Source organism: Roseibium sp. HPY-6, assembly GCF_040530035.1.
Classification (GTDB): Bacteria; Pseudomonadota; Alphaproteobacteria; order Rhizobiales; family Stappiaceae; genus Roseibium.
Map to the genome: position 1 here is coordinate 1236349 of NZ_JBEWCD010000002.1, position 23325 is coordinate 1259673.

General features: G+C 56.9%; 23 protein-coding genes and 2 riboswitches. Of the genes, 12 read left to right on the top strand and 11 right to left on the bottom strand.

The features are described 5' to 3' along the window. Positions 1 to 24 precede the first annotated feature (24 nt). Positions 25 to 2934 (top strand): EAL domain-containing protein, encoded by a 2910-nt coding sequence (locus ABVF61_RS17105; protein ID WP_353994740.1) that lies wholly within the window; start codon positions 25 to 27, stop codon positions 2932 to 2934. Between the two features lie 84 nt (positions 2935 to 3018). On the opposite strand, the gene ABVF61_RS17110 is transcribed toward ABVF61_RS17105, so the two are convergent. From ABVF61_RS17110 to ispH, 4 genes are read right to left on the bottom strand one after another with little or no spacing between them, the layout of a single operon-like run. Next, on the bottom strand, positions 3019 to 3942 hold the full coding sequence (locus ABVF61_RS17110; protein WP_353994741.1) for a diacylglycerol/lipid kinase family protein: 924 nt from the start codon (positions 3940 to 3942) through the stop codon (positions 3019 to 3021). A 34-nt stretch (positions 3943 to 3976) separates the two neighbouring features. Next, positions 3977 to 4429, bottom strand: a complete 453-nt coding sequence (gene rnhA / locus ABVF61_RS17115) for a ribonuclease HI (RefSeq protein WP_353994742.1) — start codon at positions 4427 to 4429, stop codon at positions 3977 to 3979. Then, complete coding sequence (thrB, locus tag ABVF61_RS17120; protein WP_353994743.1) at positions 4426 to 5391, bottom strand: homoserine kinase; 966 nt, start codon at positions 5389 to 5391, stop codon at positions 4426 to 4428. Before thrB ends, rnhA begins: the two co-directional genes overlap by 4 nt. 4 nt (positions 5392 to 5395) lie before the next feature. Continuing rightward, positions 5396 to 6394, bottom strand: a complete 999-nt coding sequence (ispH, locus tag ABVF61_RS17125) for a 4-hydroxy-3-methylbut-2-enyl diphosphate reductase (RefSeq protein WP_353994744.1) — start codon at positions 6392 to 6394, stop codon at positions 5396 to 5398. A 190-nt stretch (positions 6395 to 6584) separates the two neighbouring features. Here ispH and ABVF61_RS17130 point away from each other — a divergent pair, with 190 nt between their 5' ends. From ABVF61_RS17130 to ABVF61_RS17140, 3 genes are all read left to right on the top strand, one after another. After that, on the top strand, positions 6585 to 7172 hold the full coding sequence (locus ABVF61_RS17130; protein ID WP_353994745.1) for a hypothetical protein: 588 nt from the start codon (positions 6585 to 6587) through the stop codon (positions 7170 to 7172). 125 nt (positions 7173 to 7297) lie between these two features. Then, positions 7298 to 7389: riboswitch (glycine riboswitch) on the top strand. A gap of 3 nt (positions 7390 to 7392) precedes the next feature. After that, positions 7393 to 7500, top strand: a riboswitch (glycine riboswitch). Positions 7501 to 7572: 72 nt separating this feature from the next. Further along, entirely contained in the window at positions 7573 to 7944 is a 372-nt protein-coding gene (gene gcvH / locus ABVF61_RS17135; protein WP_353994746.1) for a glycine cleavage system protein GcvH, read from the top strand. A 3-nt stretch (positions 7945 to 7947) separates the two neighbouring features. Next, complete coding sequence (locus ABVF61_RS17140) at positions 7948 to 8433, top strand: OsmC family protein (RefSeq protein ID WP_353994747.1); 486 nt, start codon at positions 7948 to 7950, stop codon at positions 8431 to 8433. An 86-nt stretch (positions 8434 to 8519) separates the two neighbouring features. On the opposite strand, the gene ABVF61_RS17145 is transcribed toward ABVF61_RS17140, so the two are convergent. Further along, a complete protein-coding gene (locus tag ABVF61_RS17145; protein ID WP_353994748.1) occupies positions 8520 to 9482 on the bottom strand; it encodes a peptidoglycan-binding domain-containing protein in 963 nt (320 codons plus the stop codon). Positions 9483 to 9732: 250 nt separating this feature from the next. Here ABVF61_RS17145 and ABVF61_RS17150 point away from each other — a divergent pair, with 250 nt between their 5' ends. The 3 genes from ABVF61_RS17150 to ABVF61_RS17160 all read left to right on the top strand — a co-directional run bounded on the left by ABVF61_RS17150 (position 9733) and on the right by ABVF61_RS17160 (position 13016). Beyond that, on the top strand, positions 9733 to 10197 hold the full coding sequence (locus tag ABVF61_RS17150; protein WP_353994749.1) for a MarR family winged helix-turn-helix transcriptional regulator: 465 nt from the start codon (positions 9733 to 9735) through the stop codon (positions 10195 to 10197). 24 nt (positions 10198 to 10221) lie between these two features. Continuing rightward, positions 10222 to 10875 (top strand): cysteine hydrolase family protein, encoded by a 654-nt coding sequence (locus tag ABVF61_RS17155; protein ID WP_353994750.1) that lies wholly within the window; start codon positions 10222 to 10224, stop codon positions 10873 to 10875. A gap of 89 nt (positions 10876 to 10964) precedes the next feature. Beyond that, positions 10965 to 13016: a vWA domain-containing protein gene (locus ABVF61_RS17160; protein ID WP_353994751.1), complete on the top strand. Its 2052-nt coding sequence runs from the start codon at positions 10965 to 10967 to the stop codon at positions 13014 to 13016. A gap of 59 nt (positions 13017 to 13075) precedes the next feature. Here the strand turns inward: ABVF61_RS17160 and ABVF61_RS17165 are convergent, their stop codons facing one another. Then, complete coding sequence (locus ABVF61_RS17165) at positions 13076 to 13777, bottom strand: glutathione S-transferase family protein (RefSeq protein WP_353994752.1); 702 nt, start codon at positions 13775 to 13777, stop codon at positions 13076 to 13078. A 107-nt stretch (positions 13778 to 13884) separates the two neighbouring features. Between ABVF61_RS17165 and ABVF61_RS17170 the strand changes: the two genes are divergently transcribed. The 3 genes from ABVF61_RS17170 (at position 13885) to tyrS (ending at position 16594) form a co-directional block, all read left to right on the top strand. After that, positions 13885 to 14322, top strand: a complete 438-nt coding sequence (locus ABVF61_RS17170; protein WP_353994753.1) for a MarR family winged helix-turn-helix transcriptional regulator — start codon at positions 13885 to 13887, stop codon at positions 14320 to 14322. 163 nt (positions 14323 to 14485) lie between these two features. After that, complete coding sequence (locus ABVF61_RS17175; RefSeq protein ID WP_353994754.1) at positions 14486 to 15070, top strand: hemerythrin domain-containing protein; 585 nt, start codon at positions 14486 to 14488, stop codon at positions 15068 to 15070. Positions 15071 to 15316: 246 nt separating this feature from the next. Then, positions 15317 to 16594, top strand: coding sequence for a tyrosine--tRNA ligase (gene tyrS / locus ABVF61_RS17180; RefSeq protein WP_353994755.1), 1278 nt, complete (start codon positions 15317 to 15319; stop codon positions 16592 to 16594). 491 nt (positions 16595 to 17085) lie between these two features. Here the strand turns inward: tyrS and ABVF61_RS17185 are convergent, their stop codons facing one another. The 4 genes from ABVF61_RS17185 to ABVF61_RS17200 all read right to left on the bottom strand — a co-directional run bounded on the left by ABVF61_RS17185 (position 17086) and on the right by ABVF61_RS17200 (position 19013). Continuing rightward, on the bottom strand, positions 17086 to 17577 hold the full coding sequence (locus ABVF61_RS17185) for a DUF4166 domain-containing protein (protein ID WP_353994756.1): 492 nt from the start codon (positions 17575 to 17577) through the stop codon (positions 17086 to 17088). Positions 17578 to 17797: 220 nt separating this feature from the next. After that, on the bottom strand, positions 17798 to 18013 hold the full coding sequence (locus ABVF61_RS17190; protein ID WP_353994757.1) for a tautomerase family protein: 216 nt from the start codon (positions 18011 to 18013) through the stop codon (positions 17798 to 17800). Positions 18014 to 18015: 2 nt separating this feature from the next. Continuing rightward, positions 18016 to 18402: a nuclear transport factor 2 family protein gene (locus ABVF61_RS17195; protein ID WP_353994758.1), complete on the bottom strand. Its 387-nt coding sequence runs from the start codon at positions 18400 to 18402 to the stop codon at positions 18016 to 18018. Next, a complete protein-coding gene (locus tag ABVF61_RS17200) occupies positions 18399 to 19013 on the bottom strand; it encodes a glutathione binding-like protein (protein WP_353994759.1) in 615 nt (204 codons plus the stop codon). Before ABVF61_RS17200 ends, ABVF61_RS17195 begins: the two co-directional genes overlap by 4 nt. Positions 19014 to 19147: 134 nt before the next feature. Here ABVF61_RS17200 and ABVF61_RS17205 point away from each other — a divergent pair, with 134 nt between their 5' ends. Together ABVF61_RS17205 and ABVF61_RS17210 are read left to right on the top strand one after the other, a co-directional pair. After that, positions 19148 to 19522: a winged helix-turn-helix transcriptional regulator gene (locus ABVF61_RS17205; RefSeq protein WP_353994760.1), complete on the top strand. Its 375-nt coding sequence runs from the start codon at positions 19148 to 19150 to the stop codon at positions 19520 to 19522. 28 nt (positions 19523 to 19550) lie between these two features. Further along, positions 19551 to 20264, top strand: a complete 714-nt coding sequence (locus ABVF61_RS17210) for an alpha/beta fold hydrolase (protein ID WP_353994761.1) — start codon at positions 19551 to 19553, stop codon at positions 20262 to 20264. A 46-nt stretch (positions 20265 to 20310) separates the two neighbouring features. Here the strand turns inward: ABVF61_RS17210 and ABVF61_RS17215 are convergent, their stop codons facing one another. Beyond that, complete coding sequence (locus ABVF61_RS17215) at positions 20311 to 23172, bottom strand: hypothetical protein (RefSeq protein WP_353994762.1); 2862 nt, start codon at positions 23170 to 23172, stop codon at positions 20311 to 20313. Between the last annotated feature and the right edge of the window lie 153 nt (positions 23173 to 23325).

Sequence of the window (23325 nt, forward strand, 5' to 3'; positions counted from 1 at the left end):
CACAACCCGGTAGTTCTTCGCTCCATGTCGATTTTATCATCGGATCCGATCTGTAACGTGTTCAAACGTCTGGTACTCGCCTTTGCCGCACTTGTCGCGGTCGTGGTGTCTTTGCCCGCCCAGGCTCTTGAGCCGATCCCCGTTCCGATCGATATCGAGGCGCTCGACGTTACGAATTCCATAGAAATGCACCGGGATGCCGGGACACGGTTGCAGGTGTCCACGGCCCCCGGAGCTGATGGTATTGTGCGCCGGATTGAAGTTCCTTCGCTGGAAGGCTCCAACACCAATTGGGCGGTCTTTGCACTCGCCAATACCAGCGACGAACAGATCGATCGCCTCATCGTTGCGCCGAATTACAAGCTCGTCGGTTCCGATCTTTTTTGGCCGGATCTCGGATCTTCCCGCATCACCGCGATTACGCCGAGCCAGGGGATTGCACCCGTTCGGCTCAAAAGCCTGGAAGCCGACGTTTTTCTCGTAACGCTCGACCCGGGTTCGATCGTGACTTTCGTCGCCGAGCTCACGACGCCTAATCTGCCGGAAATGAGGATCTGGGAACCTGACGTCTACAAGGAAACGATAAACGCCTATACGCTCTACCGCGGGATCATTCTGGGCATATCCGGCTTGCTGGCGCTGTTTCTGACAATCCTGTTCGTCGTCAAAGGCACAGTCATGTTTCCGGCGACCGCCGCACTGGCATGGTCGGTTCTTGCTTATCTTTGCATCGACTTCGGCTTCTGGGGCCTTGTATTCAACCTGGACGGCGGTGGCAGCCAACTGGCGCGCTCCTGTGCAGAGGTAATGCTCGCGGCCAGCCTGCTCATTTTTCTCTATGCTTATCTCAACCTCAATCGCTGGAATATTCATTATTCCCATCTCGCTCTGACCACACTGATCCTGATCCTCGGCCTTCTCGGCGTTGCGGTCTGGGACCCGTCAATCGCGGCCGGCATCGCGCGGCTCTCGCTTGCCGTTATCGGCGCGCTTGGGTTTATCACCATCGCAGTGCTGGCGTTTCAGCACTACGACCGAGCCATTCTCTTGATCCCGACCTGGTGCCTGCTCCTTGCCTGGCTGGTCGGGTCCGGCATGACCATAACCGGCTATCTGTCGAATGATATCGTTCAGCCGGCCCTCGGCGGTGGACTCGTTCTGATCGTGCTGCTCATCGGCTTCACGGTGATGCAGCATGCATTTGCAGGCGGTGCCATCGCACAAGGTCTGATTTCGGATGTGGAGCGTAAGGCGCTCGCCTTGACGGGCGCTGGAGATATTATCTGGGACTGGGATATCGATCGTGACCGCATCTATACAGGCAATGAGGTTGAAGAGCTGCTGAACCTCAAGCGCGGCTCACTGGAAGGTCCGGCGCGCGATTGGCTGGAGGTTCTGCACCCGCAGGACCGGGACCGCTTTCGCGCAACCCTGGATGCGGTGATCGACCAGAGACGCGGCAAGGTGATGCAAACCTTCCGCCTGCGTTCCGAAGATGGCCATTTCCGCTGGTTCCGGCTGAGGGCAAGGCCGATCATCGGGTCTGACGGGGAGGTCATACGCTGTGTTGGAACCCTGCTGGACGTAACCGAGGAGCGCACGGCGGAAGAACGATTGCTGCACGATGCGGTGCACGACAATCTCACCGGTCTGCCGAACAGGGAGCTCTTTGTCGACCGCTTGCGCACAAGTGTCGTGCGGTCCAAGGCAGAGGAAACCTCCAAGCCGACGCTTCTTGTTCTCAATCTCGACCGTTTCAAGCAGGTGAATGACAGCATTGGCCTGTCGGCCGGCGACAGTATTCTTCTGACGGTAGCGCGCAGGCTTGGGCGATTGATCGGTCAGCAGGACACGCTCGGCCGGCTGTCCGGCGACCAGTACGGACTGGTGCTTCTATCGGAACAGGAACCGGACAGGATCGTTGCATTGGCCGATGCGCTGCGCAAGGCGGTGCGTGCCCCGATTACGTTTGGCGACCGGGAAATCTTCCTGACCTGCTCGGTTGGCATTGCCTTTTTCGAAGGGGGCAAACAGGCGGTTGAGGACATGCTCACCAATGCCGAGATCGCTCTCAATCACGCCAAGCGGCTGGGGGGAGACCGGCAGGAAGTGTTCCGCCCGATCCTGCGCCCGCTCGACAAGAACATTGTCGACCTCGAAGCGGATCTTCGCGATGCGATCAAGAAGGAAACGCTTGGCGTCTTTTTCCAGCCGATCATCCGCCTGGAAGACCAGTCCATTGCGGGTTACGAGGTGCTCGCCCGGTGGAACCATCCCAAGCGCGGAAAAATCGCGCCATCTGAGTTCATTCCGATCGCCGAGCAGTCCGGTTTGATCAACGAACTGGGCATGTACATGCTCGATCGCGGTGCGCAACAACTTGCATTCTGGCAGCGCGAATACCCGATGCAAAGGCCGCTCTTTGCCTCGGTGAACCTCTCATCGAGGCAGCTTTTGAAACAGGATCTGATCAACGACGTGAAGGCCGTTCTCTCACGTACGTCGCTTGAACCTGCAACGCTCAAGCTGGAACTCACCGAGTCGCTCGTCATGTCCAATCCGGAGTATTCCGCAAAGGTGCTGGAACGCCTGCGTGGTCTCGGGGCTGGATTGTCCCTGGATGACTTCGGAACCGGGCATTCATCACTGTCTTATCTGCAACGGTTCCCGTTTGACACGATCAAGATCGACCAGTCCTTCGTCAAACCCAATGCGTCGTCCGCGCGATCCGTCCTCCTGAGAACGATTGTCGCCATGGGCCATGATCTTGGGATGTCGGTGGTTGCCGAGGGCGCTGAAAACGAGAGCGACGCGCTCGAACTTTACCAACTCGGCTGCGAATACGCGCAAGGGTATTTCTTCGGTGAGGCGGTGTCCGCCTCTGAAGCGACCAAGTTGTTGCGCAAGATGCCCGCAGAAGCCGAAAGCGCCTGATTGCCGTTAGTTGACTAAGACGGATGCAACACCGCGTTTCGAAGGTATCATCATTTCAAGCAGGATCGTTTTGTCTGGGCTGCATCACGGCACCAGTATCGGCACTGTCTTTTCGGTCCGGCGGATCTCTATTGGTGTTGCGCCGAAGGGGTCGCCGTCGACCTGCGCAGCAACCGGCAACGGTGAGGTGATTGTTGCGGACGTGAAAGGACGCATGGTCGCACCGTCTGCGTCGTGGATGCGGCCGCGCAGTAGAGCCATTCCATAACAAAAGGACGACCACGGGTCGTCCTTTTCAAGCACCAGCATATGGAGGTTCGGTTCGGTTGCACCGCTTGGGCAAATCACGAATGGGCCACCATAATGACGCGCATTGCTCGCCACGGCGAACTTGCCTTTCAGCCGTTCACCATCCAGGGAAATCTCCAGATGGCTGGTTGCGCGTTTGAACCCAATCCGGAACGCCGTGAGAACATAGGCAAGCTTGCCCAACTTCCGCTTCAGCGCGAGTGGAACCGCGTGGACCACTTCAGCGTCAAACCCGGTTGAAGCCATGAGCACGAACGGACGTCCATTGGCGAGGCCAAAGTGGAGCGGTTTGGTCTTTTGCCGCCAGATCATGTCCGCTATGGCGCGCGGATTGCGTGGTAGTCCGAGTTCAAGCGCGAGAACGTTAGCCGTCCCGAAAGGGATCACCGCAAGCTGTGGCGGATCGGGATGGTTCTGCAACCCGGTGAGCGCTTCATTGATCGAGCCGTCGCCTCCCGCGACAACGAGCGTGCGCACACCGAGGCCGGGACTGGTGCAGACTTCTCCGATTTCACCCGCATGTCTCGTAAGCCTGATTTGAGTGTGGAACCCGTGGTCTTCGAGCCTTGTGCGAACATTGTCCAGGAACTCTGCCCGGTAGCCGCCGGATGTCGGATTTGCCATGATGAGGACAGACCCTGGCATGTCGGGAACGGGAGTGCGCAGGGAAACCGGGGCAGACCACCAGAAAACTGTCACGTATTGTCCTCTATGTGTTCGCCGCCTTCTTCGTTCAGGCGCCGCTCTTATACGGCGCCATTCCGCCACGGGCCAGTTCATCTGCGCGCTCGTTATCAGGATGACCGGCGTGTCCCTTCACCCAATGCCAGGTGACGTCATGACGTTCCCGCGCTTCGTCGAGGGCCTGCCACAAGTCAGCGTTTTTCACAGGCTTGTTGCCGGCCGTACGCCAGTTTTTCCGTTTCCAGCCATCCATCCATTCGCTGATACCGCTGCGCACATAGGTGCTGTCGGTGTAAAGGTCGATGGCACAGGGCCGCTTGAGCGCATTGAGAGCTTCAATTGCCGCCGTCAGTTCCATGCGATTGTTGGTGGTTTCGGGTTCCCCGCCATTCAGCACCTTTTCGTGCTCGCCGAACCTCAGGAGCACACCCCATCCGCCTGGTCCGGGGTTCCCCGAACAAGCGCCGTCGGTAAAGATTGTGACGCGGTTTTGAGTACTCATTGTTCCAGTCCGTAGGCCTGTGTGCCGGCAATTGTCTGGTGAAAACGCAGTTTCTTGAGATATTCCAGCGGGTCTTTGGGGGTGACAAGTGCCCCCTCCGGCACACTCAGCCAGTCGTAAAGCCGGGTCAGAAGAAATCTGAGCGCGGCGCCGCGGCAAAGCGTGGGCAGTGCATCATATTCATCTGGCTGCAGCGGACGCACGCTCGTGTATCCTTTCAGCAGCGCGCGGGCCTTTGTGACATTGAACGACAGGTCCTTCTCGAAACACCAGGCATTCAGGCAGATCGCAACGTCGTAGGCGAACGCGTCGTTGCACGCAAAATAAAAGTCGATCAGCCCGGACAGTTCGCTGCCAAGGAAAAAGACATTGTCCGGAAAAAGATCCGCGTGAATAACACCGCATGCCAGATCGGAAGGCCACGAAGCCTCCAGATATTCAAGCTCTTTGGCTATTTCCTGCTGCAGCCCAGGCAAAACCTGGTCGCTCCTGTCGCTGCACTGTTCAAACAGCGGCCGCCAGCCGGAAACGTTGAGCGCGTTGCTCCGGAACCCGTCATAGTCCTGGCCGTCAAGGTGCAAGTCGGCCATGGCTTTGCCAAGACCGGTACAGTGTTCAACCCGGGGCCGTTTGACCCACATGCCCTCCAGGAACGTGACAAGCGCGGCCGGCCGTCCGGCAAGCTCCCCCAGCAGTTTGCCGTCCTTTGAAGGGACAGGGGTCGGACACGAAAGGCCCTTGCCGGCCAGATGTTGCATCAGGTTCAGAAAATAGGGGAGGTCGTCCGGGTTCACGCGCTTTTCGTAAAGCGTCAGTATGTAGGAGGCCTTGTCTGTGTGAACCAGAAAATTGCTGTTTTCGACACCCTCGGCAATGCCCTTGAATGAAAGAAGGCGCCCGACGTCGTAAGATCCGATGAAGTCCTCTAATTCCTCATCGGTAACTTCGGTGTAAACGGCCATATTCTTATCCGGTGGCTGCCTGGTTTGCCGGGACCACGTCTCTCAGCTCACGAGGCAGATTGAAGGAAATCGTTTCTTCAGCCGTCCGAACCGTTTCGACGGTGACGTCGAAGCGCTCGGAAAAGGCATTGATGATTTCCTCTACCAGAGTTTCGGGGGCAGACGCACCTGCAGTCAGACCAAGCGACCGCATTCCTTCGAAATCCGACCATTTGATGTCGCTTGCGCGCTGTATAAGAACAGAGATCTTGCAACCGGCCCGTTCGGCGACTTCCCGCAGGCGCTGCGAATTGGAAGAATTCGGCGCTCCGACAACGACCATGGCGTCAACGCTTGGCGCAACATGCTTCACGGCTTCCTGCCGGTTTGTGGTTGCGTAGCAAATGTCTTCCTTGTGCGGGGCGACAATATCGGGAAAGCGGTCCTGAAGAACGGCCACGATGCCTGCAGTGTCGTCGACCGACAAGGTGGTCTGCGTGATATAGGCGAGCGGCTTGTCGGATTTGGGTTGATAATTTAGCGCGTCGTCCTCGGTTTCGATCAGTTCGACCGTGCCTTCAGGCAATTGACCCATTGTGCCGATCACCTCCGGATGGCCTGCGTGACCGATCAAAAGGACCTCGCGCTCGCGGCGATCATGAATCTGCGCTTCCTTGTGAACCTTCGACACGAGAGGACAGGTCGCGTCGAGATAGAACATGTTGCGCGCCTGCGCATCTTCCGGGACGGATTTCGGGACACCGTGGGCCGAAAAGATGACGGGTCTGTCCGTGTCGCCCGCAGGAATCTCGGCCAGCTCTTCAACGAAGACGGCACCTTTCGCCTTGAGACCGTCCACAACGAACTTGTTGTGCACGATTTCGTGGCGCACGTAGACCGGACGGCCATATTTTTCCAACGCCAGTTCGACGATTTGGATGGCCCTGTCGACGCCCGCGCAAAACCCGCGCGGCGCGCAAAGGCTGATGGAGAGCGGCGGTTTTGATTGTGTGGTATTGCTCATCGTCTTCTTTCGGCAAGCCTCTCTGGCCGCAATAAGGGGTTGAAGCTCTTTCGTGTCAAGTGAGGTGCGCGCAACTGCGCATTATTTCAGCCACAATATGCTGATTGAAGCTTTCCGTGTTGGGACCTCGCCAAGCAAATGCTCACCTGCTATGACACTGCGCCAAGTTATTATTTGATCCGATAGGTAGATGATGATCAGTCCGTTACCGGCCGTTTTCAATGAGAATTTCAAGACAGTTCTGTCAGCGGGTCTGTGTTCCGTGATGCTCGCGGGGTGCGGCGGTGGCTCTGACAGCGTTGCTGCCAAGATCATTACGGGCGGACAGGAGCCGATTGAGGTCTCTCCGGAAACATTTGCACCGCCCGTCGCCTGCCCTCCGATGGAGCTCAGGTCCAACACGTTTCTCATCAGAAACTACGTCCGGGGCAAGCAGGATGAGTCGGAAGGCCTTCTTTATCAGGCGACGCTTGAAGACTGGGCCAACAGTTGCACGCAGGAAGCCAACGGACAGAGGCGGATGAAGGTCGGGTTTTCCGGCGACGTGACGCCGGGACCGGCCTGGAAGGGGGGCGAAGTGACCTTGCCGTTGCGGGTCTCCATCGTTCCGGGCGGCAGCGGCGCTGAACCGCTTAGCTCCGATCTTCTGACGATCCCGGTGACGCTGTCTGAAGGCGCTCCCGCAGAGAAATGGACCCTCGTGGAAGAGAAATTCACGATCCCGCAGGGAGCCAGCGTCAAGGTCGTCTTCGGATTTGATGAAGGGCGGCGGCGCTGAAGCCAAGCGACTTCCCCTTGGTAAGGCACAACTTGCAGATTTCCCCATATTGACAAGGGTCTAGTCGACTCCCACAATCGCGCCCGCTATCAGGGTCGTGACCTGGTCGGCGTGTCTCAGCACGCTTGTCCCACGCGGGAGAAACCGGGTGAAACATCCCGGTGCCGAAGGAGCAACCGCCCCGGAAACTCTCAGGCAAAAGGACCGCATGGGAAAAACGCTCTGGAAAGAAGTGTTCTGCTGAAACGTCAGGCAGACCGCTCACCGAAGGAGTAGCCGCGGAACGTATGAGTGTTCGGCGGGAAATCTCTCAGGTAGTCGGACAGAGGGGGTCTTGACGGCCGGGTCTTTAAAGGCCGGGCCGGCGGGTCTGACCTGAACACAAACATCGGATGGCGCTATGACAACTTATTACTCCAAGGACCACGAGTGGATTGCCGTCGACCAGGGCATTGCAACGATTGGCATCACCTCCTACGCACAGGAACAGCTTGGCGATGTTGTCTATGTTGAGCTGCCGGAAGCCGGCGCAGAATTCGCGCAAGGCGATGAAGCGGCCGTCGTGGAATCGGTCAAGGCTGCCAGTGAAGTGTACGCACCGATCGATGGCGAAGTCGTGGAATCCAATGCGGCACTCGCGGACGAACCGGCAAAGGTCAACGAGGATCCTGAGGGGGCGGCCTGGTTCCTGAAAATGAAAGTCGGCAATGAAAGCCAACTTGCCGAATTGCTCGATGAAGCCGGCTACAAGGCCTTTCTGGAGACATTGTGATCGATGGCGGGGCATTATTATTCGGCCCAGGTGGAGTGGGCCTGTGACGGCGACTATGCCGCAAATACTTATTCACGCGGGCATATATGGCGTTTCGACGGGGGGCTTGAAGTCCCGGCAAGCGCGTCGCCGACAGTCGTGCCGCTTCCGCATTCGGTAGAAGCGGCGGTCGATCCGGAGGAAGCCTTTGTCGCAGCGATTTCCTCCTGCCACATGCTTTGGTTCCTTGATCTTGCGCGGCGGGCGAATTTCAACGTTGCAACTTACCGGGACAAGGCCCAAGGCGAAATGAGCCGGATCGGTCCGGGCAAAATGGCGATTTCCAAAGTGGTCTTGCGCCCGGAAGTCACGCTCATTTCGGCGGAGCAACCTGACGAGTCGTGGCTGCAGGCAATCCACGAAAAGGCGCATGATGTCTGTTTCATTGCCAATTCGGTAAAGTGCGAAATTCTGGTCGAACCGGAGCCATTGAAACTTGTCGGGCCTTAGGCGCGGCGAGTCACCCGTGAGATTTGAGGCAGTTCACCTGCAGGTCTTTGTATCCCCAACGCAGCCGTATTCTGGTTCCCGGCGAATTAGTCGAACAAGAATTCAATCAGTGGGGTAACAATCTGGCCGTAAGACCCGACGACATGATCTGAGAGGATCGTCATCGCTTCCATCGGAGAGAGCGTCCGGCCGCTCAGATTGTATTCGTATTTGCCTGACGGGTAGGCGGATGCCCAAAGAATAGGGAAACCGTCAAACGCCCCGAAATGAGGCATGAACGTCGCGCGGACTTCGCAGCCTGACGCCTTGGCAAGGTCAATCATGGCATTGAGCCCGGCCCCTTTCATTAACTCGTTCGGCGTGAGCGCGTCCGCCTCGAACGAATTGCGCTGCCCGCGCGAGGCCGCGAAATTACATGCAAAAATCCAGATGATGGTGTCGCTAACGAAGCGGTGCTTCACTTTTTTGAACAAATGGGCAGTGGTGCCGCCGAAATAGTAGTGTTGTCCACCAATCAACACGTCACCGCCGCCGCCACCATGGGCGATGATCATAACTTCCTTGATGAGCAGATTGTTGGTGTCGGCCTTGGCCTTCATCATGTCCGCGCTTTGGGGAAACTGCCCTTCGTCCACAAAAACGTAGTGGCAATCCGTTGCTTTGTGTCGTTTCGCTCTTGGCAGGTTTCCAGGGACGCGTTTGCCCTTCGGAACAATATCTCCGGAAATGAGATAGAGATATCCTTCCTCGAGCGGCGGGGATGCAGCACTGGGTGACGTTACCACCGCCTTTTGTGCGTCTGCTTGAACGTCCGCCGGTACATGGCCTCCAAAGAGCGCACCCCAGGTAAAAGGTCCAACGATCCCGTCAATTTGAAGATCGTTGTGCATCTGGAATTCTTCGACACGAAGCCTCGTGTTTTTCCCGAAAATACCATCCGGGAGCAAGGGCAGGTAGGTCGAGTAGCCGACAAGAGCCTCTTCATTGAGTTTGCTCTGTATCTTTAGAACGTGCTCGCCGCGATGGCCTTTTTTTACTGCAAATGTCATTTGGCTCTTGAAAAAAATGTCTTCTATCGTCTTGACGCTAAAGGCGGCTCATTTCGATTTCAACCTGCGGATTTGCATAGTCTCTGCAACCAAATGAGTTTGTATGTTCAGAGAAATCTGTCGCCTTTTCAGGGGCTTATGAAAACTCAACTCGGTCATTGAGGGGCTTCGAGGTTCGCTCGATGAACAAGACAAGAAATTTGACAAATTACTTGTCAGTATGACAATAAATATGTCAAATAGAGAAACGATGAAAAAGTCTCTTGAACTCTACGAGATCATACGGCTGGTCCGGCCGGTTCACCGCCGTCTGGCGCGTGCCGTGGAAGCAAAGCTGGATGGCACCGGCATCACGGTCGGAATGCGCGCGGTGCTGGAAGTGCTGGAAGAAGCGGGACCGCTTTCGGTTCCTGAAATCGGGCGCGTGCTTTTTCTGACCAGGCAGCAGATCCAGGTGATGGTGAACACGCTTGAAGATGCCGGGCTTGTTGAACGGCAGCCGAACCCGGCCCACAAGCGGTCTCCTCTGTTTCGCCCGACGGACCAAGGCACGACCTTGTTTGGTGAAGTTCGGGCCAGGGAAAACGACGAAATAGAAGCGGTCTGCGAGCTCTTTTCCGCAGATGATCTTCAGTCCGCTCAAAGGGTTCTTTGCGCGATGCTCGATCATTTCGCTGAGTTCGAAGATGATCCTGATCATCCCAGTCCGTTTTAGTGATAGTTCGCAAGGAGTTGAGCAATGTCCGGAATGTGGTTTGTCGTGGGATTGCCAATCGTCGTGCTGGCAGGCCTGGCGCTTTACACGGTCTTTGTCATGCGCAAGATCGGGACACCGACGCGTGGAGACAAGATTGATCTGAACGAGCGGCCGAACACCGCGCTTGTTGTGATCGACGTACAGGAGGATTTCACGCGCAACGGGGGGAGCACCGCTTTTGAGCCGGCTTACCGCGATGCCGCGCTTGCCGTCATCAATCAGCACGTCTCATCTGCACGTTCCGCCGGGAACGAAGTTGTCTTTATCCGGCATGTCTTCCGCAACTGGCTCGCAATCCTGATCATCAGGCTGATTGCAAAGGGTATTGGGACGCCCGGGCGCAAAGGTCTTGAAATCGATCGATCCATGGAGGTCGATGAGGCGCCGGTTTTCGAAAAAGCGGTCGGGGACAGTTTTTCCAGCCCCTCCTTTGAAGACTGGCTCGAAACACGAAAGGTCGGAAAGCTGATCCTGACCGGACTGGATTCGTGCCATTGCGTTCAACTCACGGCAAAGGGTGCGCTCGCACGTGGATATCTTGTCGAAATACGGGATGCGGCGACTTTGACGGCGACACCTGAAAAGTGGTCGCTGCTCAAGGAGGAGCTGGGCGATTCAGGGGCTGTGATCGTCTGAATACCGTGAAAGTGTTATCTTTTCGACGGCGTCGGCATGTGGCACGGTTAGGTTTCGACACCTTGCCAATGCATTCCGTCGGAGGAACCATGTTTCGACCGTTTATTTTTGCTGTAACTGCGCTTTCCATTTTTTCAACCACATCCCAGGCCGCCGACAAGGTTGCCATTGTTTTTGATGGATCCGGCTCCATGTGGGGCCAGATCGAAGGCCGCACCAAGATCGAAATTGCGCGGGACGCGATGAGCAATGTGCTTGGAACACTGCCAGGCGACCTGGAACTCGGCCTTTTCGCCTATGGCCATCGCCAGAAGGGAAAGTGTGACGATATCGAGCTGATCGTGCCTCCGGCGGCCGGAACCGGCGCCGCGATCAAGGCTGCAACGGACAACATCACGCCGAAAGGCAAAACGCCGCTTTCGGCGGCCGTTCGTCAGGCGGCCGAAACGATGCGGTACACGGAGGACAAGGCGACCGTCGTCCTGGTGACGGACGGCATCGAGACCTGTAACGCGGATCCTTGCGCTCTTGGGCAGGAACTGGCCCGTCTAGGCGTCAATTTCACCGCTCATGTCATCGGCTTCGGACTGAGCCCGGAAGAGGGGCGTCAGGTTGCCTGTCTCGCTGAGAACACCGGTGGCCTTTACATCCAGGCCGGAAATGCCGAAGAGCTGTCCGGCGCGTTGACGGCGACCGTTGAAACCGTGCCGGTTGTGGAAGCAACAGAGCAGCCGGTACAGTTGCCGGAAGCTTCGCTGACTGCTCCCGACACGGCCGAGATCGGCGCACGGATCGATGTTGCCTGGCAGGGACCCGGTGGCCGATACGATCAGATTGAATTGCATGATCCGAAGGCCAGGGGCGGCGAGGGCAAGCGGTTGCGGTCCAAGGCGGTGGTCAACGGTGATTTCGACAACAACACCGTTACGATGACGGTTGTGAACGAGCCGGGAGAGTATGAGTTGCGCTACTGGGACGGTTCCGGCCGCCAGATACTGGCGACGCGCGCAATTGAGGTTACGCCGGCCGAAGTGGCGCTGTTCGCTCCCAACGAGATTGCAATGGCAAAGCCTGTGACGGTGGAGTGGGTTGGACCCGGTGGCCGCTATGATGCGGTAGAACTTTATGATGCCACGGCGCGCGGTGGTGAAGGCAAGGTCCTGCATAACAAACGCTTGCGCAATGATGACTTCGACAACAACAAGGTGACCATGCCGACACCGGCAAAGCCCGGCACCTATCAGCTTCGTTACTATGCCGGGGAAGACAAGATTGTACTGGCGACGCGTCCGCTGGACATTATCGAAGCACCGGTGACGCTCGAAACGGATGAGGCAGCCGAAGCCGGCAAGCCGATCCTGGTCGACTGGATCGGGCCGGGAGCGCGCTATGACAGCGTCCGGCTGGTCGACCCGGCAAGCGGCAAGAAAATCCACGAAAAGCGTCTGCGCAATGACGATTTCGACAATCAGCGCGTAACCTTGCCGGGACCGGTCAAGGCAGGTCCCTATGAGCTGCACTACTACAACGGTGACAACAAGACCGTATTGGCCTCCGTTCCAATAGAAGTCACTGCCGCTGTTGTCGCCCTCGAAGCGCCTGACCAGATCGGACAGGGACGCCACATCACGGTGACGTGGACTGGCCCCGGAGCGCGTTATGACAGCGTTCAGTTTTTCGATCCGCGTGCGCGTGCCGGTGAAGGGCGAGTTGTTCATCAAAAACGTCTGCGCAATGACGACTTCGACAACTCCAAGGTCACTCTGCCGAGTGCGGCAAAACCGGGTGACTACGAACTGCGCTACTACAATGGCGACAACAAAACCGTGATGCTGACACGTCCGATTTCCGTCGTGCCGGTCGAGCTTGGGGTAGATGGGCCGGAGAGCGTTGAAGCGGAAACGACATTCTCCGTTTCATGGCAAGGGCCGGGCGCGCGGTATGACTCGGTACAGATCTGGGATCCCAGGGCACGTGGCGGCAATGGCAGAGCCGTTTTTGAACGGCGCGTCTGGTCAGGGGACATCGACGCACAGACCGTCAGTTTGAAAGCACCGAAGGAAGCCGGGGACTACGAGATCCGCTATTTCAACGGTGACAACAAGGCCGTGCTCTTCACCCGCCCGCTGTCCGTGCAGTAGCTGGAGCTTGCTGGGTTGACTGGCCGGTGCGTTTGGGCCCGGCCAGGTCGCCTGAAGTGTCAGGCAGGCTGCGCCTGCATCGCTTGTTCTGCTTCCTGCATCAAGCCTGTTATCCAGCTGCCCCGCTTCAGCAAGAAAGCACGCAGGAGTGCACCATAGTCCTTGGCCACCGCATTCTCGACGGACGGACGTTTCGCCAAGGCATGCCGCCAGCGTTTGACCTGCTCAAGGTCATTGAAGATATCCAGATCGGTGATGGTTTCGAAGACATCGAAATAGCGGAACACAGGGCCGAAGGCGGCATCGACGAGCGAAAAACTGCTGCCTGCGAAGAAGGGGCCTTCTTTGTCAATCCGTCCGTCGAGGTGCTCAAATTTCGATCGCAGCGCCTGCCGTGCGGTTTCGAATTCAGAGACCTCGGCGGCATTATAGAGAGCGCCGATCCCGTTCAGGATCTGGGACGCGAATTCCACATAAGCGCGATGACCGGCTCTTTCGACCGGATCTTCCGGATGCAGCCTTTTTCCGCAGACCTCGTCGATGAATTCCACGATCGCAGCCGATTCAAACAGATAGATACCTTTTTCGGTCTTCAGAAGCGGAACCTTGCCGAGTGGCGAGACGGCACGGAACCAGTCCGGCTTGTTGCCAAGGTCGATATATATGCGCTCGAACGGAACCTCTTTTTCCGTAAGAACAATGGCCGCCCGTTGAACATAGGGGCAAAGCGTATGGCTGATCAGGGTGAAGTCTGTGTTCATGAGTTTTTCCTTTTTCATGCATTTGCATTAAAGTAAATGCATCTGCATGAAAATACAAGATTGATGCAGCTGCATGAAAGTTTTATGCCATGAGCATGAATGGAAAAATGCGAGATCGATCCGAACCGGACAAAATGGATGCATGGGCGCGGTTGCAGCGCGCAAGCGGTGTTGTCTTGTCCCGCGTCGAAGCGCGGCTGAAGGCCGACGGCTTTCCGCCTCTCGGATGGTACGACATGTTGCTTGAATTGAAGCGGTCGGAGGGCATGGCCCTCAGGCCTGTCGAAATCGAGAAGCGGACACTTCTGGCACAATACAATGTTTCGAGGATGATCGAGAGAATTGCAGCGGCGGGCTATGTCGAAAAGCGAAAAGCGGCAGAAGACGGCCGAGGTGTGATGATACACCTACTTTCTAATGGAGAAGACCTGTTAAAAGAGATGTGGCCTGCATACAAGAAGGCTGTCGAGGCGGAGTTTTCAGTCCACCTTGACGATGAAGAAACACGAATATTGTGGCACATGCTTGGTAAGCTGTTGCCTTGATTTGGATTTGTACTTTTGGTTTTCCGGGAGCGGTTGTCCTGAAACAATAAGTTCCCGGTACAGGATTGATTGGTGAAACATGATACCTCCCTTGAGAGTGAACCGGCGTCAACCGACGGACCTGACCCATCGTTTGGCACAGCAGCGAAGGCAGTACGCACAAATGACTGAACCGCTCGACCTGGCGCGCCGTCGTGAGTTGCCGCAGGAGTGGCTGTTTTTGCTTCAGGAGTTTCCGCGAAAAGAGTGGCTTGAACACGATAATCTTGGGCCGCTGACCGAGTTCTGGCTGAACCGCCACGACGGTTTCCGCAACATGGGAAACACCCTGATCGCCATGCTTCAGCAATTTCGCGAAGGCCAGGTTCCACCTGACCGGTTCGGCGGCATGTTCGCACCGCAGCTTCAGCTTTTCCTGACCGAGTTGCACAATCACCATATGATTGAGGACCATCATTATTTCCCGGTTCTCATGGACGCAGAAAAGCGTCTGATTCCCGGTTTTGAATTGCTGGAGGCAGACCATGAAATGATCCATCAGCACATCGAAACGGTGGTGGTCAGTGCCAATGAACTGATCGTCTCTTTGCAAGGCGACGATAAGGATGCGCTTCGCCGCGCCACGGACAATTATGCCGCCGTCAGCGAAGCGCTTCTCATGGGTCTCAAGCAACATCTCTCGGACGAAGAAGATCTGATCGTGCCGATTATCCTTTCGCGCGGCGAAAGTGAGCTGGGTCTTTCGTGAAAGAATCAAAACGCCTGTCGGCCGTGAAAGGGTGATCTGAATTCTCGCCTTGACTCTGGTAGCGCCTTATCGCATGTAAGCTTTCATGACCAAGACGACCGCAACCTTCGTGTATTTTTATTACGTCACCGACATGCCGGCGGCTGCGTAGGATCTTGCTCACACCATAGAAACCGAAAACAGCCGCCGCGTCAGGCGGCTTTTTGGTTTCAAGGAGGCTCCTGGCGGGGAAACCAGGAAGCCGAAATGACCAAGCACATGATTGAAGCCGGAAAGCCGGCGACCAAGCTCAAGTCGGAAGCGCTCGCCGTGCTTCTGGAACGTGGCCTCGTGCACCAGTGCACCGATGTGGAAGCCCTCGACAAACGGCTCTCCGACGGACCTGTCACCGCCTATGCCGGGTTCGATGCGACGGCCGCGAGCCTTCATGTCGGGCACCTGATGCCGCTGATGACGATGCGCTGGCTCCAGAAACTGGGCCATCGTCCGGTCATCGTTCTGGGTGGCGGCACGAGCCAGATCGGTGATCCGAGTTTCAGGAACGACGCGCGCCCTCTGCTGGAAGAACGCCAGATTGCCGCCAACATCGCGACCATTCGCCGGTCGGTCGAGAGGCTGGTCGACATGGAGGGGCCTGACGGTGCGCTGCTGGTCGATAACGCGGAATGGCTGAACGAATTCCGCTTCCTGGAATTTCTCCGCGACTATGGTTCCCAGTTCACCGTCAACCGCATGATGACCTTCGACAGCGTCAAATCGCGCCTGGAGGCCCAGATGCCGCTGACCGTGCTGGAGTTCTGCTACATGATGCTCCAGGCGGTCGATTTCCTGGAACTCGCCAAACGCCACGACTGCGTGTTGCAGGTCGGCGGGTCCGATCAGTGGGGCAACATCGTCAACGGTGTCGAACTGGGACGGCGCGACGGGCGAAAACTTCACGGTCTGACGGTCCCGCTTCTGACTACGGCAGGTGGCGCCAAGATGGGCAAGACCGCTGCCGGTGCCGTCTGGCTTCACCCGGAGCATCTGTCCCCCTTTGGTTTCTGGCAGTTCTGGCGCAACACGGCAGACGCCGATGTCGGCAAGTTCCTGCGTCTCTTCACGGAGCTGCCGATCAGCGAAGTGGAGCGTCTCAGTGAACTTGAGGGAGCCGAGCTGAACGAGGCGAAGAAAATCCTGGCTACCCAGGTCACGACCATTGTTCACGGACCGGAGGAAGCCCGCGCGGCCCTGCAGCAGGGGGACGCCCTGTTCGCCGGTGAAGGCGAAATACTGGAGCCCACGCACCTGCTGCCTCTGGCGCGTCTTGCCGAAGGCCTTGGTCTTTTGGAACTCGTGGTTGCCATCGGCTTTGCTGCCTCGAACGGCGAGGCCCGGCGTCTGGTGGAAGCGGGTGGCGTGCGCCTCAACAGCCGGATCGTCGACGACCCGAAACGCCGCATCGCAACCGGCGACCTGAAGGCGAACGACAGGCTCGCAGTATCTGTCGGCAAGCGTCGGAAAGCGCTGGTCGGGTTCGAGTGAGCTGGGACAGGAAAGTCATGGCCTTGCTGGCTTTGCTGCTGCCTGACAGACAAGATCCGGCTCCCCGGTCCCGGATCTCCGCCTCGCTGCGTCCGGGATGACGATGGGAGGGTGAATACCACTCGAATAGCGCCTGCGCACGCTCTTCCAAGTCTAAAGACTGCCAGCAACAAAACCCTCATCCTGAGGAGGACCGGAAGGTCCGTCTCGAAGGATGGGCGGCAGATTCAGAGGCCGCGGCCCATCCTTCGAGACAGCGCTTGCGCGCTTCCTCAGGATGAGGTTGCCAACCATTCCTCGTCATCCCGGCCAAGCGCAGCGCGAGCCGGGACCGGGAAGACACAAATCTGCCGGTGTCCCTGTTACCCTATCGTCGCATTCCGGCTCTCCGGTCCCGGATCTCCGCTGCGCTGCGTCCGGGATGACGATAAATGCTCGCAAGATTTGAACTGAAATCCCGGCATTGATCGGCTTTGAACGAATGAATGCAACTAGACAGCTTCGTGATCTGCGACCAATTCGCAAGGTTCGATTGTTCCCTCATAGCCGAACACCTTGCCGATAAGCGGAAAGCTGACTTCAACCGACAATCTGTAGAGGTCATCCTCGACGCGTTCTCGGCCTATTGTCCTTGGTGCGACTGTTTTCGGAATCTTCAGGGGGCCCAGATAAACGTGTTCCGGCGTGAGGTCGATGCCAGCGGAACTTGCTGTAACACGCATCTTGAAGAGGAATGGGCCAAGCCGTTCGAGCATGCAGGGATGCGCTTCATCTTTGCCTGCGATCATGTCGGTCATAAACGGTTGACCATTAAACTTGCGTACCCAGCGTTCACCGCTGTCGATTTCCGCAAATGACGTTTCAATCGGCACATTGTTTTGCGCTTCCGGAAGGGAGGCGAGACGACAAATCAATCGTGCTGCTGGCGATGCACCCCACCAGACTGTCGCCGTTCCGATGGCGCGCCTGGCGAAAGTGTGCATTTCGCGTATTTGGGTTGGGACCTAGTTGAATCTTTCACCCAGAATGGTCTGATAAAGGACGCGTGGCATCGGGAGGCAGTCGATAATTTGGGATGTTGTCTAAGCGCGGAGTGTGCATTTAGACCAAGGCACTGCAACCATTGATTGGCCTAATGGTTCACAAATCCCTGACGAATGGACCGGGAAGCCGGGGTGGGACCCGGCTTTCGACGATCTGTTGCTAGCGGCCCTCCGAGGCAGCTTTTGTCCGGAACGCTTCCACCGGCAGCCCGCCGATGCCCCAGTTCTCCATGTCGACCTCGTCGATCACGACGAACGTCGTTGACGGGTTTTTGCCGAGAACGTCAGCGAGCAAATCTGTCGTACACTTGATGAGTTTGGCTTTCTGCTCTGACGTGACACCTTCCCGGGTCACCTGAATATTGATGTAAGGCATGATCAAGCGCCCCCTTTGTTTTCGGCATTCATCTGAAATATCTTCGCCATGATCCGCCAGTGCCCTTCGTCGCGCACGAAAGTCAGGAAATCGACATAGGCCTTGCCCGCCAATGTGCAGCGAACACGGGCAAAGGCCGTGTTGTCGCCCGCCAGCTGGATCTCGTCGATGACATCATCCCGGATCTCGCCGCGCGAGGCCGGTGAAACCCGGGCGGCGACCACGGGGACATACTCGTCCATCGTGCGGTGCAGGAGGGGTGTTTCGTCGGCGGTCGCATAGACTGCCTTCGGGTGAAACACTTTCTGCAGCAATTCCGTATCGCAATGATAAAGCGCATCAAAATAATCGCGAATGACGCTCTGCAGCTCTTCGATCGGTCCGGTCATGCCGCCAGTCCTTCTTCCTGCAGGGTTTTGCGGGTGGAGGGCCGTGCAGCTAGGTGCGAAACATAGGCTTGCGTTTCCGGCAAGTCGGTAAGGGAGACACCGATGAAGTTTGTCCAGTTCAAGATGACGAAGGCGTAGGCATCAACCACCGAGAAGGCATCCCCGAGCAGATAGGTCTTTCCGCCGGCGAGGAGCGCGTTGAACTGACCAAGCTTAGCCTGGAGTTTGGCGCTGTTTGTTGCCTGCTCTTCTTCGCTGAAGGTCTTGCCGGAAAAATAGGGGCTGAAGGCTTTGTGGAGTTCCGAGGAGAGGAAACTCAGGAGTTCAAGCTGCCGGAAACGCTGCAGCGGCTGGTCGGTGTGTCCGGCTTGCAGGCCTGGCAACTGCTCACTCATCCAGTGAAGGATTGCGACATTTTCCGTCAGAACCTGTCCCGTGTCCAACTTGAGTGCGGGTACGTATCCGCGTGGATTTGTGTTGGCATAGGCCTCACCGGTCTCGGTCGTGCCCTTGGCGGTGTCCACTTTCTCCAGCTGATAGGAAACATTCGTCTCGTTCAGGAGAATATGCGCTGCCATCGAACAGGCGCCGGGTTTGTAAAAGAGTTTCATCAGGTAGCTCCATCGTTCGTTTCGATGGTCGGAAAGTGCTGATCAAAGTTACCGTTGACAAGTAGGTAACCAGTGGTAACTATGTTTTTCGAGTTACCGCCAAGAAACCTGATTTCAGCGGAGTTACATGCCAAATGTCCCTGAAAATGCGCAAAAACCACAGTCCGAAACCACCGGAACCTTGTCATCTGACGGAATGTATGCAGGTGATCGCAGGTGCCTGGGCGCCTAACGTCATCTGGAGCCTGAGGGCCGGACCGCGCCGTTTCAGCGAACTGAAAGAGGACATTCCACCTGTTTCGTCAAAGGTGCTGTCCGCACGGCTTTCCGAGCTGGAAGAGCGCGGCGTTCTTCTGCGTCACGTGCGCCCGACGTCACCGCCATCCGTCGAATACGAATTGACAGATCTTGGTGAAGAGTTGATCCCGGCTCTCGAAGCCATTGTCGAAGTGGGGCATAAATTGAAACAGCTACGCGGCTACGATCCTGCCTCAGTGGCTGCCGAATAGGTTTCAAGATTACCCTGAAAGCGCATTCATGAACTCAAAGACCTTCGTTCTTGTTCACGGCGTCTGGCACGGCGGATGGTGCTGGTCGCGTGTTGCTGACATTTTGCGGGCGCGTGGACATCGCGTCACCACGCCGACCCAGACCGGTCTTGGTGAGAGATGCCATCTCCTCTCGCCCGATATCACGATCCAGACATTCGTCGACGACATCGTCCAACATCTGAAATTCGAAAGCGCTGGCCATGTCATCCTTGTCGGCCACAGTTTCGGCGGCATCCCCATCACCGGGGCCGCGGACGTCGTCCCGGATCGTATCGCAAAGCTGGTCTATCTCGATGCGATCATGCTGGGGACCGGCGAGACCTGGTTTGATCTGCTGCCGGAGGATATGGCGAAGGACCGCGCCGAACTGGCCCGCAAATCCAGTGGTGGTCTTTCGCTGCCACCAGCGCCAGCCTATAGTTTTGGAGTGTCACGGCCGGAAGACATTGCCTTTGTCGAAGCCCGGTTGACACCGCATCCGTTCCGGACTTTCACCACGGCACTTAGCTTGAAAAACCCGATCGGCAACAGTTTACAGGCTGTCTATATCAGCTGCACCGATCCGCCTTACCGGCCAGCAGGTGTTTCTCTGGAGAGAGCACGAAAACTTAGCTGGCCGGTCGAGGAGATCGCGACCGGCCATGACGCGATGGTAAGCGAACCTCTTGCGCTGGCGGATTTGCTGGAACGCCTGGCCTGAACCGGATGTTCTTGTTTGGCAGCGCCTGCGGCAAACACCTGCGCTTCTAGTCGGCGAGGTACCTGATGGCACTTGCCCCGGGCATGAAGAAATAGGATCCGCCGCGGACTTTCACGAAGTCCTTCATACCACTGACAATGAGTGGGCCTTCCGGCGTTGGGATCGTCAGGCGGCCGCCCTTGCGTCCGCGGCCGAGCACCGAGTCGACCTCTCCGTCCAAACCGTGGAAAAGGCGGTCCATGCACCAGGTTTGCTGCACGAATTCGAATTGCCGTTCCAGGTTTCCATTGAGGCACATGAACAGAAGGCCGGGGTTGTCAGCCGCGTCATTTCCAGCGCCGGCCTGGTCGTACTGACGGCCCATCCGCAGGATGCGATGCCTGTTCGTGATCGAGAGTTCCTCTTCGCCATCCTGAGGATGCAGGCTTTCACGCGGATTGGCCCGGCGGATATGGGCACCGAACGGGCAGCGGAACCCTGAGGGATCATCCTCACCGAACAGGAAGTCATTGTCCGGAGTGCCACCTCCCGGCTTGAACGGATGGCGGACCAGGGATGTGCCGTCTTTCCAGCGGCCAACCATCTTGGCCTCGACCCATTCCTGGAGATCTTTTTCGTTTGCGCCGGGTGGTGTGCCTTGCCGGCCCTTGATTTCCTTCGCAGCGGCCTCCGAGAAGGCATGAAACGCGGGCACATCCTGTTCGAGTTGCCGGATGACGAGATAGGACCCGTTGCGTCCGAAATTGCGCGGAGATCGCGCTTCGCTGGCGGCAAAGTCAGGCCAGTCGTCCTGCTCGGCTTCGGGCTTGTAGCTCAGCAGAATGTTCTTCGGATCATCCGATGCCGGAAGGATCGGGCTGGTCGGCATGTAATTGCGGTTGTCGGGATAACCAAGAATGAACTCGCCAGGTTCGACCACATGAATGGCGTTGTCCGGATCGATCGACCGTCTTGATCCTTTGATAATGGGCTGGGAGATGCCGTCCGCAAAACCGAATGCTTCTTTTTCCAATCCTCCGCTTTTGCCGGGGCCGGGTTTGGATGTGATCTTGTGGATGAGCTTGCAGTTGTGAGCGGCAATCAGGTCTTCCTGAACTTTGGCCGCGTCGGCAAGGCCGGCTTCTTCCGCGTAGACAATGACGGCGACATCGATGTGCGTGCCGTCATGGCCCCACCACCATAGATCAGGCTTGTCGTCGCCCGTGTCCTTGAGCACGAATTCTGCCCGAACCGGCTCATCCATGCCTTGTCTGAAGACGGCAGGGAAGGACGCAAGCTGACTATCCTTCAAGCCCAGTTTGGAAAGGCCGGTGGCCGTCATTGCCAGCAAAGCAGCCTTTTCATGTGGCGGGCGATCACCGAAGGAAACATGAGGTTGGACCGCTCTCAGCCATTGTTTCGCTGCAGCTTGATCGTCCGGCAACTGGATCAGCAGGCACGCAGCCTGATTGAGCGCGCCCATGCCGCCAAAGAGGATTGACTGGATTTCGTCAGTCTCAAGCGCATTTGCCGGCATACGGCGCGAGCCGAGCAGTGAGAGCCATTCGCGCGCCTGACTTTCGGTCGAACCCTTCAACAGGCCGTAGCGGATCAACGCGTTGCGCCGGACCAGATCCGTTGTCGAGTTGGGATAGGCTGAATACCAGAAGAGCGTCGGCCTCTGCTGACGGCGCGCCCACCGCTTGAACCGGTCACCGTCGGTCGCGCCTTTGAAAAAAAGATTTTCCGTGCGCGGATAATGTTCCGTGTTGCTCCAAACACCGGTCAGGCCGGAAGAGGCCTTGGTGATGAAATCCTCAAGGTAACTTTCCCAGCTGCCGCCGAAGTTCGAAAAGAAAAGCAGTTTGTCGGTTCCGGGCAACAGGATCCAGCGGGCAAAATGGATTGTGCCGATCTTGCCGAGAAAACCCGGCCTAAAGACATGCGTTGCCATCTGGGCGATGAACCAGAACGCGAAACGCAGCGTGATGCGGCGCAGCTTGCCGGGTTTCATTTTCGAGATGCCGTAAAGATGATTGACGCTGCCGTCGTTTTCACGCGCCATAACGGCACTCAGAACCTCGAAATCGGGTGAGAAGTCCTCTGCCGGATCAGTGCGTTCCTTGGTGCGCAGCATGCTGTAGAGAACGCCTGCGATGACAATCATCACCAAAACGCCTGCGATCAGCGTCAGTACGGCCATTCCGACGGCAAACCAGAAGCCCATCGCAGAGAAGGACGCGATGATAACCCACAAAAGACAAATGCCCAGCAAGATGAGATAAGGCCATGCGAAGGTTTTCAACCCGTCCATGACAAGCTTTGCGACGGGAACGGAAGCCCCTCTTCTTGAATCGGCAAAAGCCACGTCTTCCGGCGACATCAGATCCTGAAAATCTGAAAGGCCCTGCATACGGCTCTTCACTTCGTTCAGGATTTCCAGTGGAGAGCCCGTCACCTCACCACTAGTTACGATTTCCCGGACTTTCTCGCCGAACTTTTTCTCCCGTTCGATACGTTTTTCCGTGAGGCCCGGCGTGCCTGAGTGGTTCAGGCCAGGCGTGCTCAATAGGCCCCAACCCGTGTCGTGGGAATGATCTTCGATAAACTTCGCAAGATCGTTTTCGGCAACAGTGTGGCCGGCAAGCGCAAGGATATCGCGCAAGGGCGCGTTCAGTCGCTTCGCAAGATCTTTGATCGCTTCGTCTTTGCTGCCGTCCTGACTGGTCTCCACGACCAGAAAGGCACCGTGGCCGCTGTCAGCATCTGCCGGCAGAACGTTGACCGACATGAAATGAACGCTGCTGCCGTCGAGGGCCTCTCGAATATCCTGACTGACGGGATTGCCGAAACCATCGAGTTTGTCTTCGACAGCCTGTGTTTTGTCATTTGAGATTGAAGCTGAAAACGTGAGAAATGTTCGCGTCATGGGAATAGACCTAAAATTTACCTAAAGTCATTCGGAATAGTAGGGCAAACAATTTGAAATAGACACCTTTAAGTTATTTAAATTTTTAGTTGTAGTCAGGTTGCAGAGAAAATTTGACCCAATGAATGACCTGATTGGTGCAAAAGAAAACCC

Coding starts and splice junctions, on each gene's coding strand:
- ABVF61_RS17105 (WP_353994740.1), top strand. CDS start 25: ATGTCGATTTTATCATCGGATCCGATCTGTAACGTGTTCAAACGTCTG.
- rnhA (WP_353994742.1), bottom strand. CDS start 4,429: ATGAGTACTCAAAACCGCGTCACAATCTTTACCGACGGCGCTTGTTCG.
- thrB (WP_353994743.1), bottom strand. CDS start 5,391: ATGGCCGTTTACACCGAAGTTACCGATGAGGAATTAGAGGACTTCATC.
- ispH (WP_353994744.1), bottom strand. CDS start 6,394: ATGAGCAATACCACACAATCAAAACCGCCGCTCTCCATCAGCCTTTGC.
- ABVF61_RS17130 (WP_353994745.1), top strand. CDS start 6,585: ATGATGATCAGTCCGTTACCGGCCGTTTTCAATGAGAATTTCAAGACA.
- gcvH (WP_353994746.1), top strand. CDS start 7,573: ATGACAACTTATTACTCCAAGGACCACGAGTGGATTGCCGTCGACCAG.
- ABVF61_RS17140 (WP_353994747.1), top strand. CDS start 7,948: ATGGCGGGGCATTATTATTCGGCCCAGGTGGAGTGGGCCTGTGACGGC.
- ABVF61_RS17145 (WP_353994748.1), bottom strand. CDS start 9,482: ATGACATTTGCAGTAAAAAAAGGCCATCGCGGCGAGCACGTTCTAAAG.
- ABVF61_RS17150 (WP_353994749.1), top strand. CDS start 9,733: ATGAAAAAGTCTCTTGAACTCTACGAGATCATACGGCTGGTCCGGCCG.
- ABVF61_RS17155 (WP_353994750.1), top strand. CDS start 10,222: ATGTCCGGAATGTGGTTTGTCGTGGGATTGCCAATCGTCGTGCTGGCA.
- ABVF61_RS17160 (WP_353994751.1), top strand. CDS start 10,965: ATGTTTCGACCGTTTATTTTTGCTGTAACTGCGCTTTCCATTTTTTCA.
- ABVF61_RS17165 (WP_353994752.1), bottom strand. CDS start 13,777: ATGAACACAGACTTCACCCTGATCAGCCATACGCTTTGCCCCTATGTT.
- ABVF61_RS17170 (WP_353994753.1), top strand. CDS start 13,885: ATGCGAGATCGATCCGAACCGGACAAAATGGATGCATGGGCGCGGTTG.
- ABVF61_RS17175 (WP_353994754.1), top strand. CDS start 14,486: ATGACTGAACCGCTCGACCTGGCGCGCCGTCGTGAGTTGCCGCAGGAG.
- tyrS (WP_353994755.1), top strand. CDS start 15,317: ATGACCAAGCACATGATTGAAGCCGGAAAGCCGGCGACCAAGCTCAAG.
- ABVF61_RS17185 (WP_353994756.1), bottom strand. CDS start 17,577: ATGCACACTTTCGCCAGGCGCGCCATCGGAACGGCGACAGTCTGGTGG.
- ABVF61_RS17190 (WP_353994757.1), bottom strand. CDS start 18,013: ATGCCTTACATCAATATTCAGGTGACCCGGGAAGGTGTCACGTCAGAG.
- ABVF61_RS17195 (WP_353994758.1), bottom strand. CDS start 18,402: ATGACCGGACCGATCGAAGAGCTGCAGAGCGTCATTCGCGATTATTTT.
- ABVF61_RS17200 (WP_353994759.1), bottom strand. CDS start 19,013: ATGAAACTCTTTTACAAACCCGGCGCCTGTTCGATGGCAGCGCATATT.
- ABVF61_RS17205 (WP_353994760.1), top strand. CDS start 19,148: ATGTCCCTGAAAATGCGCAAAAACCACAGTCCGAAACCACCGGAACCT.
- ABVF61_RS17210 (WP_353994761.1), top strand. CDS start 19,551: ATGAACTCAAAGACCTTCGTTCTTGTTCACGGCGTCTGGCACGGCGGA.
- ABVF61_RS17215 (WP_353994762.1), bottom strand. CDS start 23,172: ATGACGCGAACATTTCTCACGTTTTCAGCTTCAATCTCAAATGACAAA.